The 21,054-nt window shown below is 64.6% G+C and carries 18 protein-coding genes; 11 read left to right on the top strand and 7 right to left on the bottom strand.

From position 1 onward, the window contains the following. Positions 1-101 precede the first annotated feature (101 nt). From ACVMIM_RS08225 to ACVMIM_RS08195, 7 genes are all read left to right on the top strand, one after another. Entirely contained in the window at positions 102-911 is an 810-nt protein-coding gene (locus ACVMIM_RS08225) for a DeoR/GlpR family DNA-binding transcription regulator (protein ID WP_476111523.1), read from the top strand. A 54-nt stretch (positions 912-965) separates the two neighbouring features. Then, positions 966-1,961: a rhamnose ABC transporter substrate-binding protein gene (gene rhaS / locus ACVMIM_RS08220; RefSeq protein ID WP_040994173.1), complete on the top strand. Its 996-nt coding sequence runs from the start codon at positions 966-968 to the stop codon at positions 1,959-1,961. An 84-nt stretch (positions 1,962-2,045) separates the two neighbouring features. After that, positions 2,046-3,605, top strand: a complete 1,560-nt coding sequence (locus ACVMIM_RS08215) for a sugar ABC transporter ATP-binding protein (RefSeq protein ID WP_476111522.1) — start codon at positions 2,046-2,048, stop codon at positions 3,603-3,605. Continuing rightward, positions 3,602-4,579, top strand: a complete 978-nt coding sequence (locus ACVMIM_RS08210) for an ABC transporter permease (RefSeq protein ID WP_476111521.1) — start codon at positions 3,602-3,604, stop codon at positions 4,577-4,579. The genes ACVMIM_RS08215 and ACVMIM_RS08210 overlap by 4 nt, the downstream gene beginning before the upstream one ends. Beyond that, positions 4,576-5,577 (top strand): ABC transporter permease, encoded by a 1,002-nt coding sequence (locus tag ACVMIM_RS08205; protein WP_476111520.1) that lies wholly within the window; start codon positions 4,576-4,578, stop codon positions 5,575-5,577. Before ACVMIM_RS08210 ends, ACVMIM_RS08205 begins: the two co-directional genes overlap by 4 nt. Continuing rightward, positions 5,577-5,891: an L-rhamnose mutarotase gene (rhaM, locus tag ACVMIM_RS08200; RefSeq protein ID WP_476111519.1), complete on the top strand. Its 315-nt coding sequence runs from the start codon at positions 5,577-5,579 to the stop codon at positions 5,889-5,891. Before ACVMIM_RS08205 ends, rhaM begins: the two co-directional genes overlap by 1 nt. Beyond that, on the top strand, positions 5,888-7,246 hold the full coding sequence (locus ACVMIM_RS08195) for an FGGY-family carbohydrate kinase (protein ID WP_476111518.1): 1,359 nt from the start codon (positions 5,888-5,890) through the stop codon (positions 7,244-7,246). Before rhaM ends, ACVMIM_RS08195 begins: the two co-directional genes overlap by 4 nt. Positions 7,247-7,256: 10 nt before the next feature. Here ACVMIM_RS08195 and ACVMIM_RS08190 read toward each other — a convergent pair whose 3' ends face one another. Together ACVMIM_RS08190 and galE are read right to left on the bottom strand one after the other, a co-directional pair. Beyond that, positions 7,257-8,516, bottom strand: a complete 1,260-nt coding sequence (locus ACVMIM_RS08190) for a D-amino acid dehydrogenase (RefSeq protein ID WP_476111517.1) — start codon at positions 8,514-8,516, stop codon at positions 7,257-7,259. 161 nt (positions 8,517-8,677) lie between these two features. Next, positions 8,678-9,673 carry a UDP-glucose 4-epimerase GalE gene (gene galE, locus ACVMIM_RS08185; protein ID WP_476111516.1) on the bottom strand — a complete coding sequence of 332 codons (996 nt, stop codon included), beginning with the start codon at positions 9,671-9,673 and terminating at the stop codon, positions 8,678-8,680. A 329-nt stretch (positions 9,674-10,002) separates the two neighbouring features. On the opposite strand from galE, the gene hemA reads away from it, so the two are divergent. Next, positions 10,003-11,280, top strand: a complete 1,278-nt coding sequence (gene hemA, locus ACVMIM_RS08180; RefSeq protein ID WP_476111515.1) for a 5-aminolevulinate synthase — start codon at positions 10,003-10,005, stop codon at positions 11,278-11,280. 148 nt (positions 11,281-11,428) lie between these two features. Here hemA and ACVMIM_RS08175 read toward each other — a convergent pair whose 3' ends face one another. Beyond that, positions 11,429-12,595 (bottom strand): pyridoxal phosphate-dependent aminotransferase, encoded by a 1,167-nt coding sequence (locus ACVMIM_RS08175; RefSeq protein ID WP_476111514.1) that lies wholly within the window; start codon positions 12,593-12,595, stop codon positions 11,429-11,431. Between the two features lie 103 nt (positions 12,596-12,698). Further along, positions 12,699-13,121 (bottom strand): large conductance mechanosensitive channel protein MscL, encoded by a 423-nt coding sequence (mscL, locus tag ACVMIM_RS08170; RefSeq protein ID WP_040994155.1) that lies wholly within the window; start codon positions 13,119-13,121, stop codon positions 12,699-12,701. A gap of 237 nt (positions 13,122-13,358) precedes the next feature. Here mscL and ACVMIM_RS08165 point away from each other — a divergent pair, with 237 nt between their 5' ends. Then, positions 13,359-16,844: a PAS domain-containing hybrid sensor histidine kinase/response regulator gene (locus ACVMIM_RS08165; RefSeq protein ID WP_476111513.1), complete on the top strand. Its 3,486-nt coding sequence runs from the start codon at positions 13,359-13,361 to the stop codon at positions 16,842-16,844. On the opposite strand, the gene ACVMIM_RS08160 is transcribed toward ACVMIM_RS08165, so the two are convergent. Continuing rightward, positions 16,845-17,504, bottom strand: coding sequence for a response regulator transcription factor (locus ACVMIM_RS08160; protein ID WP_278047787.1), 660 nt, complete (start codon positions 17,502-17,504; stop codon positions 16,845-16,847). 184 nt (positions 17,505-17,688) lie between these two features. Further along, positions 17,689-18,120, bottom strand: a complete 432-nt coding sequence (locus ACVMIM_RS08155; RefSeq protein ID WP_040994524.1) for a hypothetical protein — start codon at positions 18,118-18,120, stop codon at positions 17,689-17,691. A gap of 111 nt (positions 18,121-18,231) precedes the next feature. On the opposite strand from ACVMIM_RS08155, the gene ACVMIM_RS08150 reads away from it, so the two are divergent. Beyond that, complete coding sequence (locus tag ACVMIM_RS08150; protein WP_040994151.1) at positions 18,232-18,579, top strand: DUF952 domain-containing protein; 348 nt, start codon at positions 18,232-18,234, stop codon at positions 18,577-18,579. After that, a complete protein-coding gene (locus ACVMIM_RS08145) occupies positions 18,576-19,655 on the top strand; it encodes a quinone-dependent dihydroorotate dehydrogenase (protein ID WP_476111512.1) in 1,080 nt (359 codons plus the stop codon). Before ACVMIM_RS08150 ends, ACVMIM_RS08145 begins: the two co-directional genes overlap by 4 nt. On the opposite strand, the gene ACVMIM_RS08140 is transcribed toward ACVMIM_RS08145, so the two are convergent. Next, on the bottom strand, positions 19,648-20,982 hold the full coding sequence (locus tag ACVMIM_RS08140; RefSeq protein ID WP_476111511.1) for an MATE family efflux transporter: 1,335 nt from the start codon (positions 20,980-20,982) through the stop codon (positions 19,648-19,650). The genes ACVMIM_RS08145 and ACVMIM_RS08140 overlap by 8 nt on opposite strands. Positions 20,983-21,054: the final 72 nt, after the last annotated feature.

The raw sequence follows: 21,054 nt of genomic DNA, 5'->3' as shown, positions 1-21,054 counted from the left end.
GATCAATATCGATCATATTGCACTGCACAACGAAAATATATGATCGGAAATGATTGACACTGCGTGTTTTCTGGTGCCTGATGCTTGGGCAGGGAGGAACCATGCACGAAAAAGAACGCCACAGGATCATTCTGTCCGCCGTCCAGGAAAAGCCTGTGGTGACGGTACAGGAGATGGTCGAGCTGACGGACTCCTCCGAGGCGACGATCCGGCGCGACATCGCGGCGCTCCATGTGCAAAAGCGCCTGCGCCGGGTGCGCGGCGGCGCCGAGGCGATCTCGCCGCCGCAGTTCATCGGCCTTGCCGGCCGGCCCTTCTCCGTCAACGAAACGCTGAATGCCGCGCAGAAGCGGGCGATCGCACGGGAAGCGGTGAACCTTTGCACCGACGGCGAGCCGATCATCATCAATGGCGGCACCACCACTTTCCAGATGGTGCATTTCCTGACCGGCCGCCGCATGCCGATCTTCACCAACTCCTTCCCGATCGCCGAGCACCTGCTCAAGCACTCGAAGAACACGGTGATGCTTTCGGGCGGCACGATCTACCGCGAGCAGAACATCATCCTGTCGCCCTTCGACAATGACGTGACGCGCAATTTCTATGCGCGACGCATGTTCATGGGCGCGCAGGGGCTGGGGCCGCTCGGGCTGATGGAAGGCGATCCGCTGCTGATCCAGGCCGAGCAGAAATTGATCGACCAGGCAGACGAATTGGTGGTGCTGGTCGATTCCTCGAAATTCCGCATGCGCTCCAGCCTGATCCTGTGCGGGCTGTCGCGCATCGCGACCGTGATCACCGACGACGGCATCGAGGACCGCGAGGCCAAGATGCTGGAAACGGCGGGCGTGGCGCTGGTCGTCGCCCGCAGACAGTCAAGCGACAAGGAAGAATCTTCACTGCAGGCCTGAGGGAACTCACGCCCGCAGCGGCGATGGAATGCAACGCTCAAGGGAGGATATTCGATGAGCTTTTTGAAGAAACTGCTGGTCACGGCGGCCTTTTCCGCCGCCATGTTCGTGAATGCCGCCTATGCCGAGAACGTCAAGATCGCGCTGGTGGTGAAGTCGCTCGGCAACGGCTTCTTCGACGCCGCCAACAAGGGCGCGGAGGAAGCGGCCAAGGAACTGGGCGATGTCGACGTGATCTACACCGGCCCGACCAAGGCGACCGCCGAAGCGCAGATCGAGGTGATCAACTCGCTGATCGCGCAAAAGGTCAACGCGATCGCCGTTTCGGCCAATGACGCGGACGCGCTGGTGCCGGTGCTGAAGAAGGCGATGGATCGCGGCATCACCGTGATCTCGTGGGACTCGGGCGTCGCCAAGGAAGGCCGCCAGCTCCACCTCAATCCGTCCGACACCAATTTGATCGGCGAGACCATCATCAAGCTCGCCGCAGATTACCTGCCGGAAGGCGGCGACGTCGCCATCCTGTCGGCCTCCTCGACCGCGACCAACCAGAACGCCTGGATCGAGGCCGCCAAGAAGGTGCTGCCGGAGAAGTTCCCGAAGATCAAGCTGGTCGCCACCGTCTATGGCGATGACGACTCGGCCAAGAGCACCGACGAAGCCAAGGGCCTGTTGAAATCCTATCCGAACCTCAAGGCCATTATCGCGCCGACCACCGTCGGTGTCGTCGCCGCCGCGCAGGTGGTGACCGATGAAGGCTTGATCGGCAAGGTCAACGTCACCGGCCTGGCACTGCCGTCCGAGTTCAAGAAGTTCATCGACAACGGCGCGTCCCAAGCGGTTGCGCTGTGGAACCCGATCGACCTCGGCTATTCGGCGATCTACCTCGCCCATGACCTGGCGGTGAAGAAGGAAGAGGCCAAGCCCGGCGCCACGCTGTCGATCGGCCGCGTCGGCAAGGTCACGCTCGACGACACCAACTCGGCTGCGATGGCGCCGCCCTTCCAGTTCGACAAGACCAACATCGAGAAGTTCTCCAAGATCTATTGATCCTTCTCGACTCCAAGCTCATGCGGCGGGACAATTGCCCCGCCGCATCCTCAAACGGACCTTCTCTCAGGGCCTGATACGGATATGGACACGACAGCCCAGCGCAAAGCGGAGATAGAGCGGCCCGAGCCCTCTCGCCCCTCTCAAAGCGCCTCTCCACGCCTGACGCTCTCAGGCATCTCGAAAAGTTTCCCGGGCGTGCGCGCCCTGCACAATGTCAGCCTGTCGCTCTATCCGGGACAGGTGACGGCGCTGATCGGCGAGAACGGCGCCGGCAAGTCGACGCTGGTCAAGATCATGACCGGCATCTACCAACCCGATTCCGGCGAGATCGGCATCGACGGCCAGGCGACGACGCTGCCCAGCGCGCATGCCGCCTTCGGCCATGGCATCACCGCCATCCATCAGGAGACGGTGCTGTTCGACGACCTCTCGGTCGCCGAAAACATCTTCCTCGGCCACGCTCCTCGCACCCGCTTCGGCACCATCGACTGGCGGACGATGCGGAAAAACGCGCGCGAAGTGATGGAGACGATGCGCGCTGGCCATATCGACGCCGACACGCGGCTGAAGGACCTCGGCATCGCCAACAAGCACCTCGTAGCCGTCGCCCGCGCGATGTCGATCGACGCGCGCATCGTCATCATGGACGAGCCGACCGCCGCGCTCTCGATGAAGGAGATCGAGGAGCTTTTCCTCTTGATCGAATTCCTGAAGAGCGAAGGCAAGGCGGTGCTCTTCATCAGCCACAAGTTCGACGAGATCTATCGCATCGCCGACCGCTACACCGTCTTCCGCGACGGCGAGATGGTCGGCGAAGGCCTGCTCAAGGATACCGGCCAGAACGAAATCGTGCGCATGATGGTCGGCCGCAACGTCGACCACATCTTCCCGCAGCGCGAGCCTAAGATCGGCGCGCCGGTGCTTTCGGTCTCCGGCCTGTCGCATCCGACCGAGTTCGATGACATCGGCTTCGAATTGCGCAAGGGCGAGATCCTCGGCTTTTATGGTCTCGTCGGCGCAGGGCGCAGCGAAGTGATGCAGGCGATCGCCGGCATCACGCGCACCAGCCGGGGCACGATCTCGCTCGACGGCCAGGCGATCGCACCGAAATCGGCCGCGGACTCGATCGAGGCCGGCATCGTCTATGTGCCGGAAGAGCGCGGCAAACAGGGCGTGGTAATCGGCCTGCCGATCTTCCAGAATGTGTCCCTGCCTTCGCTTGCGCGCACCTCCAAATCCGGCGTGCTGAGGCTCGCGGAAGAATTCTCGCTCGCCCGCTCCTACACGGAGCGGCTGGATCTGCGCGCCTCATCGCTCAGCCAGGATGTCGGCACGCTTTCCGGCGGCAATCAGCAGAAAGTGGTCATCGCCAAATGGCTGGCGACGACGCCGAAAGTGATCATCCTCGACGAGCCGACCAAGGGCATCGACATCGGCTCGAAGGCGGCCGTGCATGGTTTCATGGCGGAGCTGGTCGCGCAGGGCCTTTCGGTGATCATGGTATCGTCGGAACTGCCCGAGATCCTAGGCATGTCGGACCGGGTCGTCGTCATGCGCGAGGGCCGCATCGCGGCAACCTACGACAACAAGGGCCTGGATGCCGAGACGCTGGTTCGAACCGCAGCGGGGATCGCGGCATGAAGAATTTCCTCAAATACCGCGAGATCTGGCTTCTTGCCGGCATCGCCGTGCTGATCGGGCTGATCTCGACGCGGTTCCCCGGCTTCGCCGACCCTGCCAATCTGCGCCAGGTGTTCAACGACACGTCGATCCTGATGATCCTGGCGCTGGGACAGATGGTGGTGATCCTGACGCGCTCGATCGACCTGTCGATGGCCTCCAACCTCTGCTTCACCGGCATGGTGGTGGCGATGCTGAACGCCGCGCATCCGGCGATCCCGATCCCGGTGCTGATCGTCATCGCTCTCGCCGTTGGACTGGTGCTTGGCGCCATCAACGGTTTCCTGGTGTGGCGGCTGAACATTCCTTCGATCGTGGTGACGCTCGGAACGCTCACCATCTATCGCGGGGCGACCTTCGTCGTCTGCGGCGGCGCCTGGGTCAACGCCGACCAGATGAGTCCCGACTTCATCAATTTCCAGCGCGCCGCTTTCCTCGGTCTGCCGGTGCTGTCCTGGATCGCATTGCTGGTGATCGCGCTGTTCTTCCTGGTGATGACGCGCACGCAGATCGGCCGCTCGATCTATGCCATCGGCGTCAACCCGACCGCCTCGGTCTATGCCGGCATCGATGTCGGCCGCACCAAGTTCATCGTCTTCTGCATTTCCGGCATGATCGGCGGGCTCGCCGGATACCTGTGGATCTCGCGCTACGTAATCGCCTCGGTCGAAGTCGCCAACGGCTATGAGCTCAACATCATCGCCGCCTGCGTCATCGGCGGCGTCTCGATCGCCGGCGGCATCGGCTCGGTCGGCGGCGCGGTGCTGGGCGCGCTGTTCCTCGGCATCATCTCCAACGCGCTGCCGGTCATCAACATCTCGCCCTTCTGGCAGATGGCGATTTCGGGCAGCGCCATCATCCTGGCCGTGGTGCTCAACGCGCGCGGCGAGCGCCGGCAGGGCCGCATCATCCTCAGAAAGGCGGAAGCGGCATGACCGACACCCCTGCCCCACGCCACATCCCCGACCGGCTCGACAAGCCGCTTTCCTCGGCGATCTTCTCCTGGGAGGCGCTGCTCGTCGTCATCGCGGTCCTCATCTTCGTGGTGAACAGCTTCGCTTCGCCCTATTTTCTCGATCCGTGGTCGCTGTCGGACCTGACCTTCAACTTCACGGAAAAAGGGCTGATCGCGCTGGCCATGGCGCTGCTGATCATTTCGGGCGAGATCGACCTCTCCGTTGCTGCCATCGTGGCGCTCGCCTCGACGATGATGGGCATGGCGGTGCAGGCCGGCGCCGGCACGCCGGTGCTGGTGGCGATCGGCATCGTCGTCGGGCTCGGCTGCGGTGCCTTCAACGGGCTGCTCGTCACCCGGCTCGGCCTGCCGTCCATCGTTGTCACCATCGGCACGATGAGCCTGTTTCGCGGCATCGCCTTCATCATCCTGGGGGATCAGGCCTATAAGGGTTATCCGGAGAGCTTCGCCTTCTTCGGCCAAGGCTATGTCTGGCGGGTGTTCTCGTTCGAACTGGTGCTGTTCCTTGCCGCGGCATTGATCTACTGGTTCGTGCTGCATCGCACGAGCTTCGGCCGCCGAGTCTTCGCCATCGGCAACAACCCGGTCGCCTGCCAGTTCTCCGGCGTGCGCGTCGACCGCATCAAGTTCATCCTGTTCTGCCTGACCGGACTGATGTCGGGCATCGCCTCGGTGCTGATCACCTCGCGTCTCGGCTCGACGCGACCGTCGATCGCGCAGGGCTACGAACTGGAGGCGATCACCATGGTGGTGTTGGGCGGGGTCTCGATCCTTGGCGGCGCCGGCAGCATCCTCGGCGTCGTGCTGGCCGCCTTCATCATGGGGCTGGTGACGTTCGGCCTCGGCTTGCTCAACGTGCCCGGCATCGTCATGTCGATCTTCATCGGCCTGCTTCTGATCATCGTCATTGCGCTGCCGATCGTCTGGCGGCGGCTGCGCGAAGGACGCTTCGCCTGATGGAGAAATACGCCTTCAAGATGAAGCTGAACCCCGGCATGAAGGCCGAATACAAGCGCCGCCATGACGAGATTTGGCCCGAGTTGGTCGCGCTGCTGAGAGAGGCCGGCGTCTCCGACTACTCGATCCATCTCGACGAGGAGACCGACATCCTGTTCGGCGTGCTGTGGCGCCCCGATGACCACGGCATGGCCGACCTGCCGAAGCACCCCGTGATGCAGCGCTGGTGGGCGCATATGGCCGATATCATGGAGACAAGGCCCGACAACGAGCCGGTGGCGGCGCCGCTGGAAACAATGTTCCATATGGCATGATCGTCGCCGTCATCGATATCGGCAAGACCAACGCCAAGGTGGCGCTGGTCGACCTCGCGACACTGAGCGAGGTCGCGCTGCGCCGCACGGCAAACGCGCCGGTGCGGCAGGCGCCCTATCCGCATCACGATGTCGAGGCGCTGTGGACGTTCATCCTGAACAGCCTTGCCGATCTCAACCGCGAACGGCGGATCGATGCGATATCGATCACCACGCATGGGGCGACCGGAGCGCTGGTCGACGGAGCCGGCGAACTGGTGCTGCCGGTGCTCGATTACGAATTCGACGGTCCCGACCAGCTTGCGGCCGACTATGACGCCGCACGTCCCCCCTTCGACGAAACCGGCACGCCGCGGTTGCCGATCGGCCTCAACCTCGGCGCGCAATTCTTCTGGCAGCAGAAGCGCTTTCCAGCGGAATTCGCCAAGGCCGCCGCGATGCTGATGTATCCGCAATACTGGGCGCTGCGGCTGACTGGCGTCGCCGCCAATGAAGTGACCTCGCTCGGCTGCCACACCGATCTCTGGAATCCATGGACGTCCGATTACTCCTCGCTGGTCGGCAGGATGGGCTGGCGCCAATTGATGGCGCCGGTACGGCCGGCAAGGGAGCGGCTTGGCCCGATGATGCCCGCGCTCGCAGCGCGGACCGGGCTCGACCTGCGGACGCCCGTGTTCTGCGGGCTGCATGATTCCAACGCTTCGCTGCTGCCGCACCTGCTGTCCGACGCACCGCCCTTTTCGGTCGTCTCGACCGGCACATGGGTGGTATCGATGGCGGTGGGTGGCCGGAAGGTGGAGCTCGACCCGGCGCGCGACACGCTGGTCAATGTCGATGCGCTCGGCGATCCCGTGCCGTCGGCGCGCTTCATGGGCGGACGCGAGTTTTCGCTGCTGACCGAGGGCCAGCCACAGGAATGGAGCGAGGCCGATGTCGCGGCCGTTCTGGCGCGGCAGGTCCTGCTGCTGCCTTCCACCCAACAGGGCTCCGGGCCATTCCCGCATCGCGACGCACAGTGGGTCAATGCCGACGACTTAAGCCTTGGCCACCGCTTCGCCGCCATATCGTTCTATCTGGCGCTGATGACCGCGACTTGCCTGGAGTTGATCGGTGGTGACGGACCGACGACGGTCGAAGGGCCATTCGCGCGGAACCGGCTTTTCATCGGCATGCTGGCTGCAGCGACGGGACGACCGGTCGTTGCGTCGGAGACCTCGACGGGGACCAGCATTGGCGCCGCGCTGCTGGCGTCCGACGGCGCACCCGCAATGAGCAAGGGCGAGCGGACCGAACCGCCGGCCGATCCGGCCTGGCAAGCCTACAAACAAGCATGGCAGAAGAACGCAACCGCGTAGACCAACCGGCTCAGCACGCCGTCCCGTAAAGCAGCCCCTGCGGATCGATCTGCGGCTTGCGGCCGGCAACGACATCCGCCAGGAACTGCCCCGAGCCGCAGGCCATGGTCCAGCCGACATGGCCATGACCGGTGTCGAGATAGAGGTTGCGGTATTTCGCCTGGCCAATCACCGGAACCGAATTCGGCATCATCGGCCGGAGGCCGGCCCAGAGCACGGCCTTCTTCTCGTCGAAGGCGCCCGGGAAAAGATCCTTGCCGGTTTCCAGGATGGTCCTGAAATCACCCGGCTTGAAGCTGCGGTCGAAGCCGGTGAATTCGGCCGTCGAGGACATGCGCAGGCGATTGCATAGTCTCGAATAGCCGATCAGCCGGTCCTCGTCGGCGCCGCCCATGGTCGGCCCCTTGCTTTCGTCCTCCAGGGGAATCGTCGCTGTATAGCCCTTCACCGGATAGACCGGCAGGTCGACGCCATAGCGGCGGCCGAGCAGACCGCTTTCCGGTCCCATGGAGATGACAACGGCATCGCCGGCGACTGGGCCGGCCGAGGTCATGACGGCGCGCACCCGGTCGCCCTCAATGTCGAGCCCCTGGATCGTCGTGCCGAACAGGAATTTGACGCCGAGCTTCTCGGCCGCATAGGCGGCGAGCCTGTCGGTGAACTGCTTGGAATCACCGGTCTGATCGATCGGCGAATAGATGCCGCCGGCAATCTTTTCCTTCACGCCGGCAAGGCCTGGCTCCAGCTCGACCAGACGCTCGCGGCCGACGATCTCGATCGGCAGGCCGTGCTCGCCGAGATAGCGATAATTGTCCGTGCCGGTGTCGAGGCTCTTTTGCGACCGGAAGAAATAGAGAATGCCCTTCTTGCGCTCGTCGTAATGGATGCCGGTCTCCTCCGACAGTTGATTGATGCACTCGCGGGAATGGAGCGCGAGCCTGAGCTTGATGTTGGTGTTGGCGCGCAGCCGCGTCACGGTGCATTCGCGCAGAAAGCGTAGGCTCCAGGCATAGAAGAAATAAGGATCGAGGCGCAGCCTGACCTTGATGCCGAGATCATGGTTCCACAGCCCGCGCAGGAAGGTCTTCAGTGCTGCCGGCGAGGCCCAGGCGGTGGCGTCGCCCGGCGAGACCAGGCCGGCATTCGACTGGCTGGTGCCGCGCGCCGGCGCTTCATGGCGCTCGATCACCGTCACCTCGTGACCGTCCCTAGCCAGATAATAAGCGGCCGCCGTGCCAACCACGCCGGCGCCAAGAACCAGGACCTTCATGCCATCCCCTCAGGATCGAACAGGGCGCCGTGCTTAGATAACACCCTCAACGATCCCATAGCGCGTCCCGGCGCGCCGGACGAGCCCTTGGACCAACAGCTCGGTCTCATCACGCAATTCCGGAGGAGCTACGGTGAAGTCTCCGAAACCAACCGAATCGCTCAGTTTCGCGCCGAGTTCTTGGTCGTCAGAATGCGCTCCCAGGCCAGCGCGTCGTTGACGATCTGGTCGAGATTGTCCCGTTGCGGGGCCCAGCCGAGCTCCTTGCGGGCAAGGTCGGAATTGGCGACCACGGCGGCGGCGTCGCCCGGCCGCCGGTCCCCCATGCGCACATCGAAATCATGCCCGAAGGCGCGGCGCACGCTGTCGATCACCTCGAGCACGGAATAGCCGTGGCTGTAGCCGCAATTGGCGACGAGGCTGGCGCCCCCCTCGCGCAGCCGCTGCAGCGCCAGCCGGTGCGCGGCGGCGAGATCGCTGACATGGATGTAGTCGCGCATGCAGGTGCCGTCCGGCGTCGGATAGTCGGTGCCGAAGACCTGCATGAAGGGTCGCTTGCCGAGCGCCGTTTCGCAGGCGACCTTGATCAGATGCGTGGCGCCGGGCGTCGACTGTCCGGCGCGGCCCTTAGGATCGGCGCCGGCGACGTTGAAATAGCGCAGCGCCGTGTAGCGGATATCATGCGCCAGTGCCGCATCGCGCAGCATCCATTCGCTCATCAGCTTGGAGAGGCCGTAAGGCGATTCCGGCGCAAGGCGGGCATCCTCGCGCACCGGCTCCAGCCCGGCGCCGCCATAGACGGCGGCGGTCGAGGAGAAGATGAAGTGCGGCACGGCTTCGCGCACCGCGGTTTCGATCAGCGTGCGGGTCTTGCAGGTGTTGTTCTCGTAATAGCCGAGCGGATCGGCGACCGATTCCGGCACCACGATCGAGCCGGCGAAGTGAATGATGGCATCGACCTTGTTCTCGCGGATGATGCGGCCGACCAGGTCGCGGTCGGCGACATCGCCAACGACGAGCTTTGCTTCCGGGGCCACCGCCCATTCGAAACCGGTGGAGAGCCGGTCGAGCACCACGACGCTCTCGCCGGCGTCCAGCAGTTCCCAGACCATATGGCTGCCGATATAGCCGGCACCGCCCGTCACCAAAACCGTCATCATCCACCTCGCTGATCAAGATTTATCGGAAACTGTCTCAACAGCCACCGTGCTGGAAACCCCGCCGCAAGCCCGCTAAAGCGTATGTCGTTCCCCAAAACCGCTGCACTTTTGGGCGATATGCATTGGCCGCCCTATAATGTTAAGTCCGTAACAGTTCCTCCCGTCCGAGGCATCGTACTGAAACAAAACTGCTTCAAACAGCCGGGAATAGGCCACGATCCGGCGTCGTTAGGAACAGGGCAAGGGCGTGGCATTTTGACCGGTGGGGCGCGGTGGACGCGGCATGGGGCAGTGACTATGATCCGCCGCAAATTTGGGAAGTCGACATGAATTACCAGCGGTTCTTCGAAGATGCGATCGACCAGCTCCACGCCGAGCGTCGCTACCGCGTCTTCGCCGACCTCGAGCGCATGGTGGGCAAGTTCCCGCGCGCCATCTGGCGTTCCAACGGCCGCGCCCAGGAAATCACCGTATGGTGCTCCAACGACTATCTCGGCATGGGCCAGAACGCGGATGTGATCGCCGCCTTCCAGACAGCGGCCGGCAAGATGGGCTCGGGCGCCGGCGGCACCCGCAACATCTCCGGCACGTCCAATCCACTGGTCGAACTCGAGCATGAACTCGCCGACCTGCATGACAAGGAAGCGGCGCTGGTGTTCACCTCCGGCTTCGTCTCCAACGAGGCCTCGATCTCGACCATTGCCCGGCTTCTGCCCAACTGCCTGATCATCTCGGACGAGCTGAACCATGCCTCGATGATCGAAGGCGTGCGGCGCTCGGGCGCCGAGAAGAAAATCTTCCGCCACAACGACGTCGCGCATCTGGAAAGCCTGCTGCAGGCCGCCGGGCGCGAGCGCGCCAAGCTGATCGTCTTCGAGAGCGTCTATTCGATGGACGGTGACATCGCGCCGATCAAGCAGATCGTCGAGCTCGCCGAACGCTACAACGCCATGACCTATATCGACGAGGTCCATGCGGTGGGCATGTACGGCCCGCGCGGCGGCGGCATCACCGAGCGCGAAGGCCTGGCCGACCGCATCGACGTCATCGAGGGCACCCTGGCCAAGGCCTTCGGCACGCTGGGCGGCTACATCACCGGCACCAGCGCTGTCATCGACGCCGTGCGCTCCTACGCGCCGGGCTTCATCTTCACCACCGCGCTGCCGCCGGCGATCGCGGCCGCCGCCACCACCTCGATTAGGCATCTGAAGCGCTCGCAGGCCGAGCGCGACGCCCAGCAGCGCCAGGCGGCGCGCACCAAGCAGGTGCTTTCCGCGGCGGGCCTGCCCGTGATGGAATCGCCTACCCATATCGTGCCGGTGCTGGTCGGCGATCCCGAGCTTTGCAAGATGGCCAGCGACCGGCTGCTTGGCGTGCACGGCATCTACATCCAGCCGATCAACTATCCGACCGTGCCACGCGGCACCGAGCGGCTGCGCATCACGCCGACGCCGTTCCATTCGGACGCGCTGATCGCCGAATTGCAGGACGCGCTGGTCGAGACCTGGGATGCGCTGGGCATTCCCTATGCTGCATCCGGCCGTCCCGCCGTCGCCAAGACCGACCGAATCATTCCGCTCCTGGTGCCGAAGTCAGGCGGCTGAAGCCGTTTGAAACTCTACTCCGGCGGCCATCCGACGCGGCTTTCTGCGCTTCCGGTGCTCACGGACCCTGGGTGTCCGCTGCGCTCGGGGTCTCGAATCCGCACCGGCTGACTCACCGGAGCGAGTTTCAATCCGGCTTCAGTTCAGTTCACACCGTCTTCATCCATTTCGCCAGACGATGCGCGGCTTCCTCGAGCTGATCGAGGCGGCGGTGGAAGCATAGCCTGAGGAAGGCTTCGCCGCCGGGACCAAAGGCGGTGCCGGGCGCCAGGCCGACATTGGCATTGTCGACGATGTCGAAGGCGGCCTTTCGAGCATCGGTGAGGCCGTCGACCCTGAAGAACAGGTAGAAGGCGCCCTGCGGCACGGTGAACCGCGCCTTGCCGGTTTCGCCGAGGACGCCGCAGACGAGGTCGCGGGCGGCATGCGCGCGCTCCACCTGTTCGGCGATGAAGCCGTCGCCATCGTCGAGGGCGGCGACCGCGCCGCGCTGCATGAACTGGGCCACGCCCGAGGTCGAGTACTGGATCAGATTCTCGAACACCTGCTGCAACGTCGGATGGGTCTTGATCCAGCCGACGCGCCAGCCGGTCATCGCCCAATTCTTGGAAAAGCTGTTGACGAAAAGGATGCGGTCCTCGGGCGTGGCGACGTCGAGGAAGGACGGGGCGCGGCCATGGCCGTAGTGGAACAGCGCATAGATCTCGTCGGCGATGATCCACAGGCCCTTTTGGCGGGCGAGATCGAGAATCGCCTGCAGCGTCTCCTTGTCGGCGGTCCAGCCCGTCGGGTTGGACGGCGTGTTGATGAACAACAGCTTCGTGCGCGGCGTGATCGCGGAGGCGATCTTGTCGACGTCGCAGGACCAGCCATTGCCGGACTGGTCGAGGGTGACCGGCACCGGCACGGCGCCTGCCACGCCGGCGGCCGCGGCGAAATTCGGCCAGGCGGGCGACAGATAAATGACCTCGTCGCCGCTACCGGCGATCGCGTCGATGGCCAGCTGGATGGCATGCATGCCGGATCCGGTGACGATGAACTCCTCCTCGGCGAAGCTCTTGCCGAAATGCCTGGCGTAGTAGCGGGCGAGCGCCTGCCTGAGCGCGGGAATGCCCTTCTGCCAGGTGTAGAAAGTCTCGCCGTCGGCCAGTCCTTTGGCGGCGGCATCGCTGATGAAGGAAGGCGTCGGCAGATCGCCCTCGCCGGCCCAGAGCGGGATCAGGCCTTCGCGCAGGCGGCCATGATTGATGACGGCGACGATGCCGCTTTCGGGTGCGGCGCGGGCTTCCGCGCGCAAGGTCTCGATAAGGGTCATTGGCAAGATCCGTATTCGCGTCGTGAGCGCTTTTACCAGATCGCCAAACGGAAAACCCCGGCCGCAGGCGGCCGGGGTTTTGGTCCAGAGCGCCGGCTCTGCGTTATCGCTTGGCGAGCAGATCGCGGATCTCGGTCAGAAGCTGCACGTCGGCGGGCGGCGGGGCTGCGGCAGGAGCCGGCTTCTCGCGCTCCAGCCGCCTGCGCAGATTGTTCACCGCCTTGACCATCAGGAAGATGATGAAGGCCAGGATCAGGAAGTTCAGCACGACGGTGATGAAGGAGCCATAGGCAAAGACCGCGCCCTCTTTCTTGGCATCGGCCAGCGTGGCCGAATGGACGTTCGAGGACAGCCCGAAGAAGTAATTGTTGAAGTCGAGCCCGCCGAAGATCGCGCCGACGATCGGCATGATGATGTCGTTGACGAGCGAATCGACGATCTTGCCGAAGGCGGCGCCGATGATGACGCCGACGGCCAAGTCCATCACGTTGCCTTTGGAGATGAATTCCTGGAATTCTTTCAGCATTCGTCCCTCCTTGCCGGGCCGCGCTGCCGCCTCACCAGTATCCTTCGGGCGCCGGCCCACGCTCAGAATAACAAAACCCTCCGGTTGCAAAACCGGAAAAAAGGCGAAAGCACCGGTTTCTGTTCAGGCAGCGTCATCAAGAAATATGCGCCAAAAGCCGCGATGGACTTGGACCCCAAGCTGTGATTGCGTCGTGATGGCTGGAAGAGAAAAGCCATCAGGGAGGAAGTGCGGACCGTGCAAGGCTGGTTCGTCGTCATCATCGCGATCGCCTATGTGACGCTGCTTTTCGCCATCGCCAGCGTCGGCGACCGGCGTTCAGTGGCAGCCGGGCTCGGCCGGGCCCGGCCCTTCATCTATGCGCTCAGCCTCGCCATCTACTGCACCTCGTGGACCTTCTTCGGCTCGGTCGGCCTGTCCTCCGAGCGCGGCCTCGAATTCCTCGGCATCTATACCGGCCCGGTGCTGGTCTTCGTGTTCGGCTTCCCGCTGCTCAACCGCATGGTCCGGCTGGCAAAAAGCGAGAAGATCACCTCGATCGCCGACTTCCTTGGCGCCCGCTACGGCAAGAGCTTCACCGTCGCGGCGATCGCGACGCTGATCGCCACCGTCGGCGCGGTGCCCTATATCGCGCTGCAGCTCAAGGCGATCTCGGGCTCCGTCAGCCTGATGGTCGAGCACTATACCGGCTCGCCGCCCTCTTTCGATCCCTTCGTCAGTGATATCTCGCTGGTGGTGGCGATGCTTTTGGCGCTTTTCGCGGTGCTGTTCGGCACACGTCATGCCGACGCCACGGAACACCAGGACGGACTGGTGCTGGCAGTGGCGGTCGAGACAGTGGTCAAGCTCGCCGCCTTCCTCGCCATCGGCCTGATGGTGACTTTTCTCATCTTCGGCGGCCCGGGCGACATGATGACGACGCTCTCGGGCAACGACCAGGTGCGCAGGGCCATGGGCTATAACACCTCTCTAGCCACCTGGCTGGTGCTGACCGGCTTGAGCGGCTTTGCCATCCTGATGCTGCCGCGGCAGTTCTACGTCACCATCGTCGAGAACCGCAGCGAGGCGGAGCTGCGCACGGCGACCTGGGTGTTCCCGCTCTACCTCGTGGCGATCAACATTTTCGTGCTGCCGATCGCCTTTGCCGGCCTGTCGCTGGTCGGCGGCAAGACAAGCAGCGACCTCTATGTTTTGTCGCTGCCGCTGCTCAGCGGGCATGACCTGCTGGCGATGGCCGCCTTCATCGGCGGCCTGTCGGCGGCGACCGCCATGGTGATCGTCGAGAGCGTCGCGCTCTCGATCATGATCTCCAACGATCTCGTCATCCCGCTGTTCGTCCGGCGCGTGCTCAAGACCAGCTCCTCGGAGAACGAGGACTGGTCGACGCTGATCCTCAATGTGCGCCGCGCCTCGATCTTCATTCTGCTGTTCATCGCCTTCCTCTACTACCGCGAGAGCACCAATAGCGCCCGGCTGTCCTCGATCGGCCTGATGTCGTTTGCCGCAATCGCGCAATTCGCGCCGGCGCTGATCGGCGGGCTGATCTGGCGCCGCGCCAATGGCCGGGGCGCCGCGCTCGGCATGGTCGCCGGCATCGCCGTCTGGGGCTACACGCTGCTCCTCCCTTCACTCGTCGGTCCCTCTGCCGACATGGTCGTCCATGGCCTGTTCGGCTTCGAGGCGCTGCGGCCGCAGGCGCTGTTCGGCACGGTCGGCGAGCCGCTGAACCATGGCGTACTGTGGAGTCTCTCGGTCAACGCGCTGTTTTTCGTCCTCGGCTCCCTCTCCCGCGCATCGGTGCCGCTGGAGCGCATCCAGGCGGCGATCTTCGTGCCGCGAGAGGCCGGCCCGATGCCCAGCCTGCGCCGCTTCCGCACCGCCGTCACCGTCAACGACCTGAAAGACACGATTTCGCGCTATCTCGGCGTCGAGCGCACGGAGCGTTCGTTCCAATCCTTCGAAAGGGACGCGAAAGTCTCTCTGCTCGGCACCGAACAGGCCAGCATGGATGTCATCCGCTTCTCGGAGCAGCTGCTGGCGAGCGCCGTCGGCTCATCGTCGGCGCGGCTGATCCTGTCGCTGCTCTTCCGCCGCAACGACCGCGATTCCAGGGATGCCTTCAAGCTGCTGGACGACGCCACCGAGGCGCTGCAGCATAATCGCGACCTGCTGCAGATCGCGCTCGACCAGATGGAGCAAGGCATCACCGTCTTCGATCGCGATTTCCGGCTGATCTGCTGGAACAGGCAGTACCGGCTGCTGTTCGACCTGCCGGACGAGATGGGCCAGGTCGGCGTCTCGCTCGACCGGATCCTTCATCACCTCGCCGAGCGCGGCGACATCCCCGCCGATCAGCACGTGACGATGCTCAACCGGCTGACCAGTTTCGCCGGCCCGTGGCAGATGGAGCTGAAGACCAGCGGCCGCATCCTGGAGCTGCGCTCCAACCCGATGCCCGACGGCGGCATCGTCGCCACCTATGCCGACATTTCCGGCCGCGTCGAGCAGGATTTGGCGCTGAAGCGGGCCAATGAATCGCTGGAGCAGCGGGTCAAGACCCGCACCATCGAACTCACCCGCGTCAACGAGGAGCTCGCGCAGGCGCAGATGCTGGCCGAGGAAGCCAATCTCGGCAAGACGCGCTTCCTCGCCGCCGCCGGCCACGACATCCTGCAGCCGCTGAACGCCGCCCGGCTCTATTGCGCGTCGCTGATCGAGAAGGCGGGCAAGGGACCAGCCGGCAAGGCCGCGATGAATATCGAGTCCTCGCTGGAATCGGTCGAGACCATCCTCGGCGCGGTGCTCGACATCTCACGGCTCGACGCCGGCGCCATGAAGCCCGAGAACACTGCTTTCAGCCTCGGCGGACTGCTTGGCCAGATCGGCAATGATTTCCGCCCGCTGGCCGCCGAAAAGAAGCTCGAGCTCACGATCATCCCATCCTCGCTTGGCGTCATGACCGACCGCAACCTTTTGCGCCGGCTGATCCAGAACCTGGTGTCGAACGCCATCAAATACACGCGCGAGGGCCGTATCCTGGTCGGCGTGCGGCGGCGCGGCGAGCTGGCGGAGATCCAGGTGATCGACACCGGCATCGGCATTGCCGGCGACAAGCTCAACACCGTCTTCCACGAATTCACCCGCCTCGACGAAGGCGCGCGCGAGGCCGAGGGGCTCGGGCTTGGCCTTTCGATCGTCGACCGCATCGCCAGGGTGCTGAGGCTAGAGATCCGTATCTACTCCAATCCCGGCAAGGGCACGCGCTTTTCCGTCATCCTGCCGATCGCGGCGGTCGCGGCGCCGCCGCGCGAGGCCGGCAAGGCTCCGGCCCGCTCGGCCTCGACGCTTGCCGGGCTCAATGTGCTTTGCATCGACAACGACGCGCGTATCCTCGACGGCATGCGGCTGCTGCTTGAAGGCTGGGGCTGTCATGTCGAGACGGCTTCGGGATCGGGCGATCTCCTGAAGCCCGGCACGCCGAAGCCGGACCTCGTGCTGGCAGACTATCATCTCGACGGCGGCACCGGGCTCGACGCCATCGCCGCGCTGCGCGCCGCCTACGGCGAGGCCCTTGCCTGCGTGCTGGTCACCGCCGACCGCTCCAACGAGTTGCGCGCTGCCGCCGGCCGGCTGGACATTCCCGTGATCAACAAACCGCTCAAGCCGGCGGTGCTCCGCTCGATGATGGCGCGCGTCAGGCCGCTGGCGCCGGCAGCGGAGTGATCAGCCGACCGGCTGCAGCGGGTCGCCGCCGATCTTCGACAGCTGGATGACCGCCTGGGTGCGGCTGTCGACGCCGAGCTTCTGGAGGATCGCCGAGACATGCGCCTTGATGGTGGCTTCGGAGACGCCGAGCTCATAGGCGATCTGCTTGTTGAGCAGGCCCTCCGCCAGCATGCCGAGCACGCGCGTCTGCTGCGGCGTCAGGGCCTGCAGGCGCTTGATGAGATCGGAGATTTCCGGGTCGCGCTCGATGCCGAGCTCGATGCCGGCGGGCGCCGCGATATCGCCGGCAAGCACCGCCCGCACGGCGGCGCGGATTTCCTCCATGCTGGCCGATTTGGAGATGAAGCCGGAGGCGCCCAGGTCGAGCGCGCGGCGGATGGTGACGGGATCGTCATGCGCCGAGACCACCACCAGCGGCACCGCCGGATGAATGCCGCGCAACGAGATCAGGCCGGAGAGCCCGCTGGCGCCCGGCATCGATAGGTCGAGCAGCACCATGTCGACATCCTCGTTGGCCAGCACCAGCGCCTTGGCGCTTTCGAAATCGCCGGCTTCATGGATGGCGGCAACGTCGCCGATGCCGGCAAGCGCCTCCTTCAACGCGCCGCGAAAAAGCGGATGGTCGTCGGCAATGACGAAAGTGTGGCCCGACGGCAAATAGTCCTCCCCCGATCCCATCATCATTTTCTGCTTCTTGCGGGGACCGGAATGATTATGCGGCGGCGCGGCGCGTTTTCAAGCGGCAAAGGCCGCGGGCCGGGTTTTCCCCAACGGTTGGCTCCTGTTTTGCGCAATTCCGGGCGGAAGCCGCTATGCACTTTTCCTGGAATTGCTCGCCGGTTCAGGTCTTCTGGTTCAGCTTACCGCCGTCACCGTCCTCTTTGTCCATGTCCTTGACGATATCCTTGAAGGTCCGGAAGAACCGCTCCATGTAGCCCATCGCCTTGTCGAAGTCCTCTTCGCTGGGCAGCTGCGATTCCAGCCGGGCCGACAGTGAGTTCTCGAGCTTGGCGACGCGCGCGTCGAGCGCCTTGACCGAATTGTCCAAGCGGTCGATCTCGTCCTGATAGGCAGCGCGCTCGTCGGCCGCCATCTTGCAGATAAGCTGGCCGGTGCGCTCCTCGCAGATCGACATGGCGCCGGTCCTGGTGTCCATGCGGACATAGCCGTTGGCCGACTTCTCCAAACGGTAGTGGTCGGTCTCCTCGGAATAGGCGGAAGCGGCAACCAGCGAGCAAAGCGCCGCGGGGATCAGGATGTGCTGCAGACGCATATCGTCCTCCATGAGCCAGTGAAGGCGGGCTATCACAGGTTTGCGCCGGAAATGCGGAAGAGTCGAGCTTCAAGCCTTTCCCGCACCTTCGGTTCGGATTATAGCGCGACAATGTCTCAAATTATCTACAAGATCGCGCCTGAGGCGCTGTGGCGCGAAGCCGAAAAGAACGGGCGCTTCACCGGCGCGCCGATCGATATCGCCGACGGCTTCATCCATTTCTCCACCGCCGGCCAGGTTCGCGAGACGGCGGCCAAGCATTTCGCCGGGCAGACGGACCTGCTGCTGATCGCGATCGACGGGGCCAAGCTGGGCGACGCACTGAAATACGAGGTGTCGCGCGGCGGCGCCCTGTTCCCGCATCTCTATGCTCCGCTCGAGCTCGACGCCGTTCTCTGGGTGAAGCCGCTGCCGCTTGGCGCCAGCGGTCACGACTTCCCGTCGCTGGAGGGCGAATGAGGGTGCTCGACCGGATCGGCCAGAAGCTGCTTTTCTCCTTCGATCCGGAAACCGCGCATGGCATGTCGATCGCGGCGCTGCGCTGCGGGCTGCCTGTAGGCGCGGGCGCGCCGCGCGATCCGCGGCTCAAGATCAGCCGCTGCGGCCTCGACTTCCCGAACCCGCTCGGCATGGCGGCCGGCTACGACAAGAACGCCGAAGTGCCGGACGCGCTGCTTGGGCTTGGCTTCGGCTTCGCCGAGGTCGGCACCATCACGCCGCTGCCGCAACCGGGCAATCCGAAGCCGCGCATCTTCCGGCTGACGGCGGACGAGGCGGTGATCAACCGGCTGGGCTTCAACAATGAGGGCCATGCGGCGGCCGAAAAGCGGCTTGCAGCGCGCAAGGGGCGGCCGGGTATCGTCGGCGTCAACATCGGGGCCAACAAGGACAGTGCCGACCGCATCGCCGACTATGAGCGCGGCGTCGCCCGCTTCGCCCCCTATGCGGGTTATCTGACCGTCAACATCTCCTCGCCCAACACGCCGGGCCTGCGCAACATGCAGGCGCGCGAGCAGCTCGGCGAATTGCTGTCACGGGTGATGGCCGCGCGCGCCTTGGCTCCGGCCCAGCCGCCCATCTTCCTCAAGATCGCGCCGGACCTCGTCGAAGCGGAGCTGGAAGACATCGCCGCCGAGATCGCCGAGAAAAAGATCGACGGCGTCATCGTCTCCAACACGACCCTGGCGCGGACCGGATTGCGGAGCTCGGGATCGGTCAATGAAACGGGCGGCCTTTCGGGCAAGCCGCTGTTTGAGCGTTCGACCGCGGTGCTCGCCCGCATGCGGAAGCTGCTCGGGCCGAAGATAGCGATCATCGGCGTCGGCGGCGTCGACTCCACCGAGACGGCGCTGGAGAAAATCCGTGCCGGCGCGGATCTCGTCCAGCTTTACACCGGCATGATCTATGCCGGGCCGGCGCTGCCCGGGCGCATCGTCGCAGGCATGGCGCGCATTGTGGAGAAGGAGCGGGTTGGGTCGATCCGCGATCTGCGCGATTCCGCTTGTGAGCGCTGGGCTGCAAAGCCGATCAGCTGAACGTCGTCCGCACCCTGAGCCTCAGCACCGTAAGCAAGCTCACTCCCCGCACCAGCAGAAAGACATGCAGCGACGCCCACAGGCCGCTGTTGCCGAAGGCCGGCGCAAGCGCGATGAGCGCGGCGCTGAAGGCGAGGAACGACAAGAGCATCATGTTGCGCATGTCGCGCGACCAGGTGGCGCCGATGAAGACGCCGTCCATCTGGAAGGCAAGCACGCCGCTCAGCGCCGTGAAGGCGGCCCAGGGCAGATAAATGTCGGCGACCGCGCGGACTTCCGGCGAGGTCGTCACCAGCGCCACCAGACTGGTGCCGGCGGTCAGAAGGACAAGCGTGGCGATACCGGCGAGGCCAAAGCCCCAGATCAGTGTCAGTCGTACGGCCTGCCGGAAAGGAGCCGGCGCATGCGCGCCGATAGCGCGGCCGGCCAACTGCTCGGCGGCGGTGGCGAAGCCATCGAGGAAGTAGCCGGCGATCAGGAAGAAATTCATCAGCACGGCGTTGGCGGCAAGCGTCACCGTGCCGAACTGCGCGCCTTGCCTGGTGAACAGCGCGAAGGCGGCAAGCAGCGAGAAGGAGCGGATCATGATGTCGCGGTTGAGCGACAGCATCCGCCGGTAGGCCGGCAGGTCGAGGATGCGCCGGCGCGACGGCCGCTCCAGCTTGCGGAAGCGGCTGAGCACGATGGCAAGGCCGAGCAGCATGGCCAGGAACTCGCCCGTAACCGTTGCCCAGGCGACACCGGCAACGCCCCAGCCGAGCTCCAGGCCGAGCAGGAAGCAGAGCGCGATGTTGATGCCGTTGAGCACCGCCTGAAGCATCAGGCCGAGCCCGCCTTCGCCGCGCCCCAGCACGTAGCCCAGTATGGCGTAGTTGATCAGCGAGAAGGGCGCGGCGAGCAGCCTGATGCGGATATAGACCGACATCGCGGCGCTGACGCGCGGCTCGGCGCCCATGAACCATTGGCCGGCGACGGCAAAGAGCGGAGCAAGTGCCGCAAGCACGACGCCCGCGACGACCGCGATCAGCACGGCGCGCCACAGCACCGCCTGCTCTTCCAGCGCATCGCCGCGCCCGAAGGCCTGGGCGACGAGGCCGGTGGTGCCCGAACGCAGGAAATTGAAGGTGGTGAAGACGACGTCGAAGACCAGCGATCCCGCTGCCAGGCCGCCGAGCAGGGCTGCGTCGCCGAACTGGCCGACCACCGCCGTGTCGACGATGCCGAGCAGCGGCGTCGTCAAATAGGCAAGCGTCATCGGCACGGCGATCGCCAGCACCGAGCGGTTGGTGACGACGAAAGACCTGGCGTTGGTCTGGGTTGCGTTCAAGGAATTGTGCCTGGTTGATTGCGGCTTGATCGAGGACCCGATGTGCCTCAGTTTGCGGACCTCGCGCAACCA

This window comes from Mesorhizobium sp. USDA 4413 (assembly GCF_056280365.1).
The sequence above is the reverse complement of the archived record's forward strand: the minus strand, read 5'-3'. Positions and strand labels throughout refer to the sequence as shown.

Coding starts and splice junctions, on each gene's coding strand:
- ACVMIM_RS08190 (WP_476111517.1), bottom strand. CDS start 8,516: ATGAAGGTCCTGGTTCTTGGCGCCGGCGTGGTTGGCACGGCGGCCGCT.
- ACVMIM_RS08225 (WP_476111523.1), top strand. CDS start 102: ATGCACGAAAAAGAACGCCACAGGATCATTCTGTCCGCCGTCCAGGAA.
- ACVMIM_RS08205 (WP_476111520.1), top strand. CDS start 4,576: ATGACCGACACCCCTGCCCCACGCCACATCCCCGACCGGCTCGACAAG.
- rhaM (WP_476111519.1), top strand. CDS start 5,577: ATGGAGAAATACGCCTTCAAGATGAAGCTGAACCCCGGCATGAAGGCC.
- ACVMIM_RS08145 (WP_476111512.1), top strand. CDS start 18,576: ATGAGGGTGCTCGACCGGATCGGCCAGAAGCTGCTTTTCTCCTTCGAT.
- rhaS (WP_040994173.1), top strand. CDS start 966: ATGAGCTTTTTGAAGAAACTGCTGGTCACGGCGGCCTTTTCCGCCGCC.
- ACVMIM_RS08210 (WP_476111521.1), top strand. CDS start 3,602: ATGAAGAATTTCCTCAAATACCGCGAGATCTGGCTTCTTGCCGGCATC.
- ACVMIM_RS08155 (WP_040994524.1), bottom strand. CDS start 18,120: ATGCGTCTGCAGCACATCCTGATCCCCGCGGCGCTTTGCTCGCTGGTT.
- hemA (WP_476111515.1), top strand. CDS start 10,003: ATGAATTACCAGCGGTTCTTCGAAGATGCGATCGACCAGCTCCACGCC.
- ACVMIM_RS08175 (WP_476111514.1), bottom strand. CDS start 12,595: ATGACCCTTATCGAGACCTTGCGCGCGGAAGCCCGCGCCGCACCCGAA.
- ACVMIM_RS08195 (WP_476111518.1), top strand. CDS start 5,888: ATGATCGTCGCCGTCATCGATATCGGCAAGACCAACGCCAAGGTGGCG.
- galE (WP_476111516.1), bottom strand. CDS start 9,673: ATGACGGTTTTGGTGACGGGCGGTGCCGGCTATATCGGCAGCCATATG.
- ACVMIM_RS08150 (WP_040994151.1), top strand. CDS start 18,232: ATGTCTCAAATTATCTACAAGATCGCGCCTGAGGCGCTGTGGCGCGAA.
- mscL (WP_040994155.1), bottom strand. CDS start 13,121: ATGCTGAAAGAATTCCAGGAATTCATCTCCAAAGGCAACGTGATGGAC.
- ACVMIM_RS08215 (WP_476111522.1), top strand. CDS start 2,046: ATGGACACGACAGCCCAGCGCAAAGCGGAGATAGAGCGGCCCGAGCCC.